Origin of the sequence: Streptomyces violaceoruber (genome assembly GCF_033406955.1) — a bacterium.
In the GTDB taxonomy this organism is placed as follows: Bacteria; Actinomycetota; Actinomycetes; order Streptomycetales; family Streptomycetaceae; genus Streptomyces; species Streptomyces violaceoruber.
In genome coordinates this window covers 1893194-1906069 of record NZ_CP137734.1, presented here as the reverse complement: position 1 = coordinate 1906069, position 12876 = coordinate 1893194, and the positions used below count along the sequence as shown (strand labels likewise).

8 protein-coding genes are annotated in these 12876 nt (G+C 67.7%); 7 read left to right on the top strand and 1 reads right to left on the bottom strand.

Features of this window, described 5'->3' with window-relative positions; all coding sequences use genetic code 11:
- Positions 1 to 141: 141 nt before the first annotated feature.
- Positions 142 to 3948 (bottom strand): GH92 family glycosyl hydrolase, encoded by a 3807-nt coding sequence (locus R2E43_RS08320; RefSeq protein WP_332056066.1) that lies wholly within the window; start codon positions 3946 to 3948, stop codon positions 142 to 144.
- Positions 3949 to 4575: 627 nt separating this feature from the next.
- Here R2E43_RS08320 and ngcE point away from each other — a divergent pair.
- The 7 genes from ngcE to R2E43_RS08285 all read left to right on the top strand — a co-directional run bounded on the left by ngcE (position 4576) and on the right by R2E43_RS08285 (position 12817).
- Positions 4576 to 5919 (top strand): N-acetylglucosamine/diacetylchitobiose ABC transporter substrate-binding protein, encoded by a 1344-nt coding sequence (gene ngcE, locus R2E43_RS08315; RefSeq protein ID WP_037897163.1) that lies wholly within the window; start codon positions 4576 to 4578, stop codon positions 5917 to 5919.
- A 7-nt stretch (positions 5920 to 5926) separates the two neighbouring features.
- Complete coding sequence (locus tag R2E43_RS08310) at positions 5927 to 6988, top strand: carbohydrate ABC transporter permease (protein ID WP_003972916.1); 1062 nt, start codon at positions 5927 to 5929, stop codon at positions 6986 to 6988.
- The gene (locus R2E43_RS08305; RefSeq protein ID WP_003972915.1) at positions 6985 to 7893 is read left to right on the top strand and encodes a carbohydrate ABC transporter permease; all 909 of its coding nucleotides are present in this window, start codon (positions 6985 to 6987) and stop codon (positions 7891 to 7893) included. The genes R2E43_RS08310 and R2E43_RS08305 overlap by 4 nt, the downstream gene beginning before the upstream one ends.
- A gap of 234 nt (positions 7894 to 8127) precedes the next feature.
- Positions 8128 to 9339 carry an ROK family transcriptional regulator gene (locus R2E43_RS08300; protein ID WP_003972914.1) on the top strand — a complete coding sequence of 404 codons (1212 nt, stop codon included), beginning with the start codon at positions 8128 to 8130 and terminating at the stop codon, positions 9337 to 9339.
- A 133-nt stretch (positions 9340 to 9472) separates the two neighbouring features.
- Positions 9473 to 10576 carry an ABC transporter substrate-binding protein gene (locus R2E43_RS08295; protein ID WP_003972913.1) on the top strand — a complete coding sequence of 368 codons (1104 nt, stop codon included), beginning with the start codon at positions 9473 to 9475 and terminating at the stop codon, positions 10574 to 10576.
- A gap of 160 nt (positions 10577 to 10736) precedes the next feature.
- Positions 10737 to 11528 (top strand): ATP-binding cassette domain-containing protein, encoded by a 792-nt coding sequence (locus R2E43_RS08290; protein WP_003972912.1) that lies wholly within the window; start codon positions 10737 to 10739, stop codon positions 11526 to 11528.
- Entirely contained in the window at positions 11525 to 12817 is a 1293-nt protein-coding gene (locus R2E43_RS08285; protein ID WP_003972911.1) for a sugar ABC transporter permease, read from the top strand. The genes R2E43_RS08290 and R2E43_RS08285 overlap by 4 nt, the downstream gene beginning before the upstream one ends.
- The last annotated feature ends 59 nt before the right edge of the window (positions 12818 to 12876 follow it).

Here is a 12876-nt window from a genome sequence, read left to right as displayed (position 1 = left end):
CCATGCACAGACAGTTCCTAGCTATTCGCTCGAACCATTATGCCCCTGGCTTTCTGCACAGAGCCAAAACCCGGCAGGCGCAGGGCCCGGACACGCGCAAGGCCCGCCCAGAAGCTGGGCGGGCCCTGATCAACAATGGTGCTAGGCGAGCAGCTCGATCTCCGACAGCGCCGAGGCGCCGGTGAAGACCAGTCGGTACTGGGCGTACGAGCCCGGCGACTTCACCGAGAACGCGCGCGTCTGCCGGTCCCAGGCGAAGGACTCGCCGGAGCGCTCGTCCAGCGTCCGCCAGGTCGTGCCGTCGGCCGAGCCCTGGAGCTTCCAGCCGGCCGGGGCCTTGGTGCGGTCCGCCGACGAGGTGAGCGTGTACTGGACCGCCTTGGCGCCCTCGCCGGACACGGGCAGGTCCACCGAGGTCACGCTCGCGTCGGTCGCCGAGGTGTTGTCGAACAGCGGGCCCTGGCCCGTGATCGCGTCGGTGCGCGGGGCCGGCACCTCGTCGTCCTGGGTGATCGACGGCGGCGCCGCGTTGTCACCCGTGCTCCACGAGGAGGGCTTCGCGCCCATGTCGAACTCCAGGACGCCGCCCTTCGCGATCAGCGAGTGGGGGAGCGAGGTGGAGTTCCAGCGCTTGCCGTTGACCTTCAGGCCCTGCACGTAGACGTTCTTCGTGCTGTTCTTCGGCGCCTTGACGACCAGGTCGCGGCCGTTCTCCAGGTGCACCGTCGCCTTCTTGAACAGCGGGGACCCGACGGCGTACTCGCCGCTGCCCATCACCAGGGGGTAGAAGCCGAGCGAGGAGAAGAGGAACCAGGCCGACTGCTCGCCGTTGTCCTCGTCGCCGTGGTAGCCCTGCCCGATGTCGCTGCCCGTGTACAGCCGCTGGAGCACCTCGCGGATGTTCTTCTGCGTCTTGTACGGCTGCCCGGCCGCGTCGTACATGTACAGGGCGTGGTGGGCGACCTGGTTGGAGTGCCCGTACATGCCCATGCGGACGTCGCGCGCCTCGACCATCTCGTGGATGACCCCGCCGTAGGAGCCCTTCAGGTCCGGGGAGGCCGTCTCCGGGGTCGAGAGGTACTCGTCGAGCTTGTCGCCGAGGCCGTCCCGGCCGCCGTACAGGTTGGCCAGGCCGCGGCTGTCCTGCGGGGCGGTGAAGGCGTAGCCCCAGCCGTTGGTCTCCGTGTAGTCGTAGCCCCACACCCGCGGGTCGTACTTCTCGGAGTCCACGCGCCAGTTGCCCTTGACGTCCTTGCCCTGGAAGAAGCCGGCCTTCGCGTCGAAGAGGTTGACGTAGTCCTGGGCGCGGTTGAGGAAGTACGCGGACTCGTCCTTGTACCGCTTCTCTCCGGTCTCCTTGTAGAGCTTCTCGCCCATCTTGGCGATGCCGTAGTCGTTGAGGTAGCCCTCCAGCGACCACGACAGGCCCTCGTGCGTCTCGGTACCGGCGTAGCCGAGGAACGGCGAGGTCTCCATGCCCTTGCGGCCCACACCGGAGGACGGCGGCACCACGGTGGCGTTCTTGACCGCCGCGTCGTACGCCGCCTTCGCGTCGAAGTCGACGCCCTTGACGTAGGCGTCGGCGAAGGCCACGTCGGAGGAGGTGCCGGTCATCAGGTCCGCGTAGCCGGGGGAGGACCAGCGCGAGGTCCAGCCGCCGTCCTTGTACTGCTGCACGAAGCCGTCGACCAGCTCACCGGCCTGGGACGGGGTGAGGAAGGAGTACGCGGGCCAGGCGGTCCGGTACGTGTCCCAGAAGCCGTTGTTGACGTAGACCTTGCCGTCCACGATCTTGGCGCCGGTCTCGGTCGGCGTGTTCTCCTTGACCGCCTTGGAGAACGGGGAGGCGTACTTGTACGTCCCGTCGACCTTCTCGTGGCCCGCGTTCGGGTACAGGTACAGCCGGTAGAGGCCGGAGTACAGCGTGGTCAGCTGGTCCTGCGTGGCGCCCTCGACCTCGACCTTGCCGAGGATCCTGTCCCACTGCTTCTGGGCGTCGCGCTTGACCTTGTCGAAGGAGGCCCGCTTCGGGATCTCCTGGCGCAGGTTGTCCTTCGCCTGGTCGACGCTGATCAGCGAGGTGGCGATGCGCATCGTCACGGAGTGGTCCCGGCCCGCGTCGAAGCGCAGGTGGCCCTTGACACCGCTGGAGTCGCCGCCGGTGACCCTGCTGTCGAACTCGCCGTAGACGAAGAGGCGGGTGGCACCGGCGGAGCCGCCGGACCTGACGTCCGAGTAGCCGGTGAAGGTGCCGTTCTCCTTGTCCAGGGTCAGGCCGGCCTGGTCGTTGACGTTGTCGAAGATGACGCTGGCGTCGTCACCGGGGTAGGTGAAGCGCATCATCGCCGCGTGGTCGGTCGGCGTCATCTCGGCCTTGACGCCGTTCTCGAACCGCACCCCGTAGTAGTACGGCCTGGCCGTCTCGTTCTCGTGCCGGAAGGCCAGCTCGCGGGCGTCCGGGCCGGTGTCCGGGGTGCCGGAGGCGGCCGACGGCATCACCTGGAAGGTCTGCCGGTCGCCCATCCAGGGGCTCGGCTCGTGGCTCGCGGAGAACGCCTGCACGGTGGGCAGGTTGTCGTCGTTGTTGCCGCTGGCGTACTCGTAGATCCAGCTGAGCGACCCGGCGTTGGTCACCGGCGTCCAGAAGTTGAAACCGTGCGGCACGGCGGTCGCCGGGAAGTTGTTGCCGCGCGAGAAGCTGCCGCTGGAGTTGGTGCCGCGGGTGGTGAGCGCGTAGTCCGACAGGTGGGCCTTGGGACGCTCGGGCGCGGCCCGCTCGATCGCCACGTCGTCCAGCCAGCCGCGGAACTTCGCCGGGCCCTTGGGGGAGTCGTACGCCAGCAGGATCCGGTCGACGGTCTTGCCGGCCGCGACCGAACCGATCCCGGACTTCACACTGTTCCACTGGTTCACGTAGAGGATCTTGGCGTCGCCCTGACCGCGCGGCGTCAGCGGGAATCCGTGCTGGTCGGTGGCCCTGAGGTCGCTCAGATAGGTGCCGTCGGTGAAGGCGAGGTCGACGGAGACGTTCGTGGCGTCGTAGTCGAGGTCGCCGTCGGCCATCGACGGGAAGATCTTGTACGACAGCTCGGAGCGCCGGTCGACCTTGACGTTCACGTCGAAGACCTTGTTGTACGAGTACGCCCGGCCGTCCGCGGTGTGCCGGCCCGCGTAGCGCAGCGCGTGCTTGCCGGTGAACCCGGCGTTCGCCTTCGCGGTCGGCGAGCCCACCGGACCCTCGTCGACGAAGGAGAGCATGTCCTCGGGCGTGGGGACCTCGGTGTCACTGGTGGCCAGCTGCACGTCGGCGAGCTGGAGCGCGTCGCCGGCCCCGTTGTTCTTGGTGATCTCCAGCCGGAAGTGCTGGAACTCGGCGGTCTCGGCGAGTTCGTAGGTCCTGGTCTGGAACCGCCCGTCGAAGTGCTCCCCGGAGCGGGTGTCCAGCGTCTGCCAGGTCTCGCCGTCCGCCGAGCCCTTCAGCGTCCAGTCCAGGGGGTCGCGCTCGTCGTGGTCGTTGGCCGAGGTGAGCGCGTACTTGGCGATCTTCGTCGGTGCGTCGAGGTCGAACTCGACCCAGCCGGTCGGCGCGAAGGTGAGCCACTTGGTGGCCGGCTCGTTGTCGACGAGGTTCTCCTTCACCTCCCGGCCGCCCGTGTTCTCGGCGCTGGCGCGCACGCCGGTGACGTTCTCCGTGACGTTGCCGGGTATGCCGGTGCTGTACCCGCCGTCCACACCGGAAGCCCGCTTGCCGCCGTCCCGGTCGGTGTCCACGGTGTCGGTCCAGTCCGGAACCGGGTCGTCCGCCTCGAAGGACGACGCGAACTCCCGGTCGGCCTTGGCGGGGGCGCCCGGCAGCGCGACCGCCGCTCCCTGTGAACCCACCGCCAAGGCGAAGGCGGTCGTCATGACGACCGCCGGACCCCATCTGTGCCGAACTCTGTACTGCATGTCCTGGCCACCCTCCCAGCGCGTGGGACAACGTTGTCAAATCAACTGCGCAAGGACCAGTAGGGGTCAAGTGGCATGTGATGTCAAGGGTGTTGGATGTGGCGTTCGGGGCTTATGGCAGGGATTCCTCCGGCATGCGGTGCACAGGCCATTCATATTTCCGGGAGGTCTCAACTCGGAAAAGACGTACCGCGAACCTTGCATTCGATCTTGCTCCGCCAAGCGAAAGTGGACTATACCTGTCGGCACTCCGGGGCATCTTCACCGCACCCGACCTTGTACGGCCGCATTTCCTGCACGACCCAGCTTGACCCGAACGCGGTGCCGGGGAGGATCCGGTTCACCGCCTGAGTCCTGGAGAAGGCGAGGACTTGAGCATGGGATCCACCACCGGCGTGGGCCATCACGATCTGATCAGGCGGAGCGCGACCGTCGCTCCGGCCCCGGCGACTGTTGTGCCGGCATCGCTCAGCTGATCATCGGCGCCGCACCGCGGCTCCGAGACGACGGCGACAACGCCGCACACCCGGACAGAACCAATCGATCAGTGAGGATGCAAAGATGACCATTCGTGCCGGCTCTCTTGACAGGCGGACGCTCCTGCGCGGGGCCATCGCCACCGCGGCGATGGGCTCGTTCGCGGTCGCGTGCAGCTCTCCCTCCAGCGAGGACAAGGAGAGCGACAGCGGTCCGAAGGGCGAGAAGAGCGCCCAGAACCCGTTCGGTGCCGCCGCCAACTCCACGGTCGAAGCGGCCATCTTCGACGGCGGCTACGGCACCGACTACGTCGACTACGCCAACCAGGTGCTCGGCAGCCAGGTCAAGGGACTCAAGGTCCAGGTCAAGCCGGTCGTCGACATCGCCCCCCAGCTCCAGCCCCGCTTCGTCGGCGGCAACCCGCCGGACCTCATCGACAACTCCGGTGAGGACCAGATCGGCTTCCTCGGCATCCTCGACCAGCTGGAGGAGCTCGACGACCTCTTCGAGGCCAGCACCTACGAGGGCAAGAAGATCGCCGACATCGTCTACCCCGGCGTCAAGGATCCCGGCACGTTCAAGGACAAGTTCGTCGCGCTCAACTACGTGATGACGGTGTACGGCGTCTGGTACTCGAAGACGCTCTTCGAGGAGAACGGCTGGACCCCGCCGAAGACCTGGGACGAGGCGCTCGACCTCGGCCAGGAGGCGAAGAAGAAGGGCAAGTACCTCTTCGTCCACGGCAAGGAGGCGGCGACCTACTACCGCACGCTCCTGATCGACTCGGCGATCAAGGAGGGCGGCGACGAGGTCCGGCTCGCCCTGGAGAACCTGGAGAAGGGCTGCTGGTCGCACCCGGCCGTCCAAGGCGTCATCAAGGTCATGGAGACCATGGTCAAGCAGAAGATGTTCGTCCCCGGTGGCTCCGGCACCCAGTTCCAGAAGGCGCAGGCGATCTGGAGCAACGACCAGAAGGCGCTGCTCTACCCGTCCGGTGGCTGGATCGAGAACGAGATGAAGAAGGCCACCAAGGCGGACTTCCAGATGACCGGAATCCCGTCGATGACGCTCACCGACAAGCCGGCGCTGCCCTACGAGGCACTCCGCGCGGCCGCCGGTGAGCCGTTCATCGTGCCCAAGCAGGGCAAGAACCCGGCCGGCGGCAAGGAAGTGCTGCGGGCGATGCTGTCGGAGAAGGCGGCCGCCAACTTCTCCAAGACGAAGCTGGCCCCGACGATCGTCAAGGGCACCGTGCCCGCCGACGGCTACGGATCGACGGCGCTCGTCTCGCAGACGAAGATGCTGGAGGCCGCGGGCACCAACATCTTCAACTACATGTTCGTCGAGACCTACGGGCTGAACACCGACCAGCTGGTGCCGTGGAACTCGTTCCTCGCCGGTGACCTCGACGGCAAGGGGCTGACCTCGGCCCTGCAGAAGATCTCCGACAAGGTCCGGGAAGACGACTCCGTCGACAAGGTCAAGGTCAGCTAGCACCGCGATGAAAGACACGATCCCCACTGCCGAAACCGCGAGCCGCCGGCCCGAGCCGGCCGCTCGCGGCGGGCGGCCGCGGCGCCGCAAGCTCACGTTCGACCGGGTGACGTTCTTCCTCGCGTTCCTCGGTGTCCCGCTGGCCATCTTCGTGATCTTCGTTCTGATCCCGTTCGGCCAGGCGATCTTCTGGGGGATGACCGACTGGCGCGGCTTCAGCCCGGACTACAACTTCGTCGGCTTCGACAACTTCACGAAGATGTTCCAGGACGACATCTTCCTGAAGGCGTTGCGCAACGTCGCACTCCTCGCGGCCTTCGTGCCCCTGGTGACGCTGACCCTGGCCCTCGGGGTCGCCGTGGCCATCACCCTGGGCGGGCCCAGCAAGGGCCCCGTCCGAGGGATCCGGGGAGCGTCGTTCTACCGGATCATCTCGTTCTTCCCCTACGTGGTGCCGGCGATCATCGTCGGTCTGATCTGGGCGCAGATGTACGACCCGAACGCCGGCCTGCTCAACGGCGTCCTCACCGGCCTCGGCCTCGACCAGTTCGACACGTTCGCGTGGCTGGGCGAGAAGGCGGCCGCGATGCCGGCCGTGATGTTCGTCATCATCTGGGGGCTCGTCGGGTTCTACGCGGTGCTCTTCATCGCCGCGATCAAGGGCGTTCCCGGCGAGCTGTACGAGGCGGCGAAGATCGACGGGGCCGGCCGGTTCCGCACCACGATCTCGATCACCCTGCCGGCGATCCGGGACAGCGTGCAGACGGCGTACATCTACCTGGGCATCGCCGCCCTCGACGCGTTCGTCTACGTCCAGGCGATGGTGCCGAACGGCGGCCCGGACAACTCGACCCTGACGATCAGCCAGCGTCTGTTCAACGTCGCTTTCGCCAAGCAGCAGTTCGGCTACGCCACCGCGATGGGCGTCGTCCTCGCCGCGGTCACCCTGGTGTTCGCGGCGCTGGTGTTCCTCGTCAACCGCCTCACGGGCGGCGGCGAGGGCGAGAGCAAGAGGAAAGCACCTGGGTCCAGGGCTCGGCGTGCCGCAGCCAAGGGAGGTGCCCGGTGAGCGTCATCGCCGCCGACCGGAAGCCGGCCAGTGACCGGAAACCGGTGAGCGACCGCAGGCTGGCGAGGGCCGCCGCGAGCAGCGACCGCAGATTCGCGGCGATCTCGCACGCCCTGCTGATCCTGTGGTCCGTGATCGTGATCGTGCCCATGCTGTGGGTGCTGATGTCGTCGTTCAAATCGACCGGCGAGATCCTTTCGTCGCCGTTCTCGCTGCCGGACCACTGGCGCTTCGAGAACTACGCGAACGCGTGGACCGACGCGAACATCGGGAAGTACTTCCTGAATTCCGTGATCGTCGTGGTCTCGGCACTGATCCTGGTGATGCTGCTCGGCGCGATGTGTGCCTACGTTCTCGCCCGGTTCGAGTTCCCCGGACGCCGGCTCATCTACTACGTGATGCTCGCCGGCCTGACTTTCCCGGTTTTCCTGGCGATCGTTCCGCTCTTCTTCCAGTTGCAGAACTTCGGGCTGCTGAACACACGTCCCGGACTCATCCTCACCTATGTCGCGTTCGCGCTGCCGTTCACGATGTTCTTCCTCTATTCGTTCTTCCGGTCGCTGCCGCACGACGTGTACGAGGCCGCGCTGATCGACGGTGCCGGGGACTGGCGGGCGTTCTTCCAGGTGATGCTGCCGATGGCCCGGCCGGGCATGGCGGCGGTGGCGATCTTCAACTTCCTGGGTCTGTGGAATCAGTTCCTGCTGCCGGTGGCGCTCAACACCGACCAGGACAAGTGGGTCCTCACTCAGGGCATGGCCGCCTACGCGTCCTCGCAGGTCTACGACATCGACTACGGCGCGCTGTTCGCGGCGATCGTGGTCACGGTGGTGCCCGTGCTCCTCGTGTACTGCGTCTTCCAGCGGCGGATCGCCGGTTCGGTGTCGCAGGGCACCTTCCGCTGACGCCCACGGCCGGCGTCACCCGTCGTACGCAGGGGCCCGTCCCCGGAGAGCTGTCTCTCCGGGGACGGGCCCCTGCGGCGTACCACCGGCAGCCGGCCGCGGACACGGCCTGGAACCGATTTCTATCAAGGGCTTGACGCCACTGGGCGAATCAGCGGAGTTTGGGGTTCATAACTTGTACAAGGTCCGCATCGCACCGGGTGACGCGGACCCAGGGGATGAGGGTGAGAGTCAATGGAGACTCCCGGGTCGCAGTCGTCGCTGCACCGCGCCAACCTGGAACGGGTCGTACGGGCGGTACGGCTCGCCGGTTCGCTCACGCAGGCGGAGATCGCGAGGACGACGGGCCTGTCCGCGGCGACGGTCTCGAACATCGTCCGGGAACTGAAGGACGGCGGGACGGTCGAGGTCACGCCCACCTCGGCGGGCGGCCGCCGGGCCCGCAGCGTCTCGCTGAGCGGGGACGCCGGCATCGTCATCGGCGTGGACTTCGGCCACACCCACCTGCGCGTCGCGGTCGGCAACCTCGCCCACCAGGTGCTCGCCGAGGAGTCCGAGCCGCTGGACGTGGACGCCTCCTCGGACCAGGGCTTCGACCGGGCGGAACAGCTGGTCAGCCGCCTGATCGAGGCCACCGGCGTGGACCGCGCCAAGATCGCCGGGGTGGGCCTGGGCGTGCCGGGCCCGATCGACGTGGAGTCCGGGACGCTGGGCTCGACCGCCATCCTGCCCGGCTGGGGCGGCATCCGGCCCGCCGAGGAGCTGCGGGGGCGGCTCGGCGTGCCGGTGCACGTGGACAACGACGCCAACCTCGGCGCCCTGGGCGAGCTGGTCTGGGGCGGCGGCCGGGGGGTGCGGGACCTGGCGTACATCAAGGTCGCCAGCGGTGTCGGCGCCGGGCTGGTGATCAACGGGAAGATCTATCGCGGCCCCGGCGGCACGGCGGGCGAAATCGGGCACATCACCCTGGACGAGGCCGGTCCCGTCTGCCGGTGCGGAAACCGGGGTTGCCTGGAGACCTTCGCCGCAGCACGCTATGTGCTTCCGCTCCTCCAGCCCAGCCACGGCACCGATCTGACGATGGAGGGCGTCGTGCGGCTGGCCCGGGACGGTGACCCCGGTTGCCGTCGGGTGATCGCCGACGTCGGCCGCCACATCGGCAGTGGAGTCGCCAACCTCTGCAACCTGCTCAACCCGAGCCGCGTCGTCCTCGGCGGCGATCTCGCCGAGGCCGGCGAGCTGGTGCTCGGGCCGATAAGAGAGTCCGTCGGGCGCTACGCCATCCCCAGCGCGGCGCGGCAGCTCTCCGTGCTTCCCGGGGCCCTCGGCGGCCGTGCGGAGGTGCTGGGAGCCCTCGCTCTCGCCCTCAGCGAGATGGGCGATTCGACGCTCTTGGACGGGTCTGCGACCGGCGCTCTGCCGGCGGCCACGCCTGCCTTCACTTAGAGCACGGATGGCACCGTTGTCATCTCGTTAAGGATTTACTTCTTGACGTCGCACGTGTGGCCGAGTTGACTTCCAGCCACCTCGGCCGCAACGACGCGGCCTCGTCAGGGAGGTTTGTGAAGTGAACACGCGTATGCGTCGTGCCGCCGTTGCCGTTGCCACCACCGCGATGGCCGTCTCGCTCGCCGCCTGTGGCAGCGCCAAGGAGTCCGACGGCGGCAGCGACTCGTCCGACTCGGCGGCGAAGAAGGGCGACGACATCAAGGTCGGTCTGCTCCTTCCCGAGAACCAGACCGCGCGGTACGAGAAGTTCGACAAGCCCATGATCGAGAAGAAGGTCAAGGAGCTCACGAACAACAAGGGCGAGGTCGTCTACGCCAACGCCAAGCAGGACGCCAGCCTGCAGAACCAGCAGGTCGACACGATGGTCACCAACAAGGTCGACGTGATGATCATCGACGCGGTGGACTACAAGGCCATCGCGGGCTCGGTGAAGAAGGCCCACGACGCCGGTATCAAGGTCGTCGCCTTCGACCGCCTGGCCGAGGGCCCGATCGACGCCTACACCTCGTTCGACAACGTCACCGTCGGCAAGACGCAGGGCGAGGCGCTCCTGAAGGCGCTGGGCGACAAGGCCAAGGACAGCCAGATCGTCATGATGAACGGGTCCTCCACCGACCCGAACGCCGCCCAGTTCAAGGAGGGCGCCCACTCCGTCCTCGACGGCAAGGTGAAGATCGGCCGCGAGTACGACACCAAGGAGTGGAAGCCGGAGAACGCCAACGCCAACATGGAAGCGGCGATCTCCGCGCTCGGCAAGGACAAGATCGACGGCGTCTACTCCGCCAACGACGGCATGGCGGGCGGTTCCATCACCGCCCTGAAGCGGGCCGGCATCGCGGACATCCCGGTCACCGGCCAGGACGCCGAACTCGCGGGCGTGCAGCGCATCGTCACCGGTGAGCAGTACATGAGCGTCTTCAAGTCCTACCCGAAGGAGGCCGAGACCGCGGCCGAGATGGCCGTCGCGCTGGCGAAGGGCGAGTCGCTCGACTCCATCGCCAACGACAAGGTCGACAGCGCCACCACCAAGGGCGTCCCCGCGGTCATCGTCCCGGTCGTCTCGCTGACCAAGGACAACATCAAGGAGACCGTCATCAAGGACGGCTTCTACACGATCGACGAGATCTGCACGGACAAGTACAAGGCCGCCTGCGACAAGATCGGCCTCAAGTAAGCGGATCCGCGACCCGGGCCGGCTGAGCCGCCCGGGACCGCCCGCCCCAGCTCCTCCGGCGCCCCGCACTCATCAGCCCCGCAAGCTACGCGGGGCGCCGGACGGAACAACCCCCCCATTACTTCTGCACAACCTCCCGCCGGGTCAGGCGGCGAAGGAGATGGTTCACGTGTCCGCTACGCCCGTGCTGGCGTTGCGCGGGGTCTCCAAGCGATTCGGTGCCGTCCAGGCGCTCACCGACGTAGAGCTTGAGGTCCACGCCGGTGAGGTGGTCGCCCTGGTGGGCGACAACGGCGCCGGAAAGTCCACGCTGGTCAAGACGATCGCCGGCGTGCACCCCATCGATGAGGGCGCCATCGAGTGGGACGGCAGGTCCGTCTCGATCAACAGGCCGCACGACGCCCAGAGTCTCGGCATCGCGACCGTCTACCAGGACCTCGCGCTGTGCGACAACATCGACGTCGTCGGCAACCTCTACCTGGGCCGGGAGATCCGCCGTCGCGGCGTCCTGGACGAGGTGGAGATGGAGCGCCGCTCCCGCGAGCTCCTCGACACGCTGTCCATCCGCATCCCGAGCGTCCGCATCCCGATCGCCTCGCTCTCCGGCGGCCAGCGCCAGGTGGTGGCGATCGCCCGGTCCATGCTCGGCGAGCCCAAGCTGGTCATCCTCGACGAGCCCACCGCCGCCCTCGGCGTCGAGCAGACCGCGCAGGTCCTCGACCTCGTGGAGCGGCTGCGCGAGCGCGGCCACGCCGTCATCCTCATCAGCCACAACATGGCTGACGTCAAGGCGGTCGCCGACAAGGTCGCCGTCCTGCGCCTCGGGCGCAACAACGGCGTCTTCGAGGTCAAGTCGACCTCGCAGGAAGAGATCATCTCCGCCATCACGGGCGCCACGGAGAACGCCGTGACCCGTCGTGCGGCGCGCACCAATGGGGAGATCAAGAAGTGAGCATCGACAAGACCTCCACCCCGGCCGAGGACCACGCGGTGGAGAACCCCGCCGCGGCCGCCGGCGCCGCCGCCGCGGTCGACCCGCGGCTGCTGGTGCGCGAGCAGGGCTTCGCGGGCTATCTGAGCGAGTTCAAGCGGAAGATGAAGGCCGGTGACCTCGGGTCCATCCCGGTCGTCGTCGGTCTGCTGATCATCTGGGCCATCTTCACCAGCCTGAACTCCAACTTCCTCACCGCCGGCAACTTCTCCGACATGTCGGTCGCCATGGTCGGCACCGGCATGATCGCCGTCGGTATCGTCTTCGTCCTGCTGCTCGGCGAGATCGACCTGTCGGTCGGCTCGGTCAGCGGTGTCGCGGGCGCCACCTTCGCGGTGCTGAGCGTCACGCACGGGATGAACGAGTGGCTCGCCCTGCTGCTGTCCGTCCTCACCGGCACCGTGGCCGGTGCCATCCACGGCTTCGTCTTCGCCCGCATCGGCGTGCCGGCCTTCGCCGTGACGCTGGCCGGACTGCTGTTCTGGCAGGGCTTCATGCTGCAGATCCTGGGCAGCAACGGCACGATCAACCTCGACTCCGAGGGCATCGTCGTCAAGATGACCAGCTACTACTTCAGCGACGTGGCCGCCGCCTACGGCCTGGCGGTCGTCGTGACCGCGGGGTACTTCCTCAGCGCGTTCTTCGACAGCCGGCGCCGCGAGGCCGCCGGGGTGCCCTCGCGGCCGCTGAACGAGATCATCGTGCGCACGGTGCTGCTGGCGATCCTGGCGTTCGTCGTGGCGATCGTCTTCAACCAGTACAAGGGCCTGCCGCTGGCCGTGGTGATCTTCCTGGCGTTCCTGCTGCTCACGGACTTCGTCCTGCGCCGCACCGCCTACGGTCGCAAGATCTTCGCCCTCGGTGGCAGCGTCGAGGCGTCCCGCCGCGCCGGCATCAACGTGGAGCTGATCCGGATCTCGGTCTTCGCGATCGCCGGCGGCTTCGCCGCGATAGGCGGCCTCTTCGTGGCCTCGAAGATCGCCGCCGCCAACCAGGGCGCGGGCACCGGTGAGTTCCTGATGAACGTCATCGCCGCGGCCGTGATCGGCGGCACGTCCCTCTTCGGCGGCCGCGGCCGCACCTGGGACGCGCTGCTCGGTGTCATGGTCATCGTCTCGATCCAGTACGGCCTCGCCCTGGAGGGCATCGCCTCGCCGGTCCAGTACATGATCACCGGTGGCGTGCTGCTGGCGACCGTCGTCATCGACGCGATCACCCGCAAGACGCAGAAGACGGCCGGCCGCGCGTAGCAAGCCGCCGCACGGCCGACGCCGGTCCGCCCGCCCGCCCAGCTGAGCCCTGGGCCGGC

Bases quoted from the DNA above. Each gene is read 5' to 3' on its own strand.
- R2E43_RS08290 (WP_003972912.1), top strand. From the start codon at position 10,737: ATGGTTCACGTGTCCGCTACGCCCGTGCTGGCGTTGCGCGGGGTCTCC.
- R2E43_RS08300 (WP_003972914.1), top strand. From the start codon at position 8,128: ATGGAGACTCCCGGGTCGCAGTCGTCGCTGCACCGCGCCAACCTGGAA.
- ngcE (WP_037897163.1), top strand. From the start codon at position 4,576: ATGGGCTCGTTCGCGGTCGCGTGCAGCTCTCCCTCCAGCGAGGACAAG.
- R2E43_RS08320 (WP_332056066.1), bottom strand. From the start codon at position 3,948: ATGCAGTACAGAGTTCGGCACAGATGGGGTCCGGCGGTCGTCATGACG.
- R2E43_RS08310 (WP_003972916.1), top strand. From the start codon at position 5,927: ATGAAAGACACGATCCCCACTGCCGAAACCGCGAGCCGCCGGCCCGAG.
- R2E43_RS08295 (WP_003972913.1), top strand. From the start codon at position 9,473: ATGCGTCGTGCCGCCGTTGCCGTTGCCACCACCGCGATGGCCGTCTCG.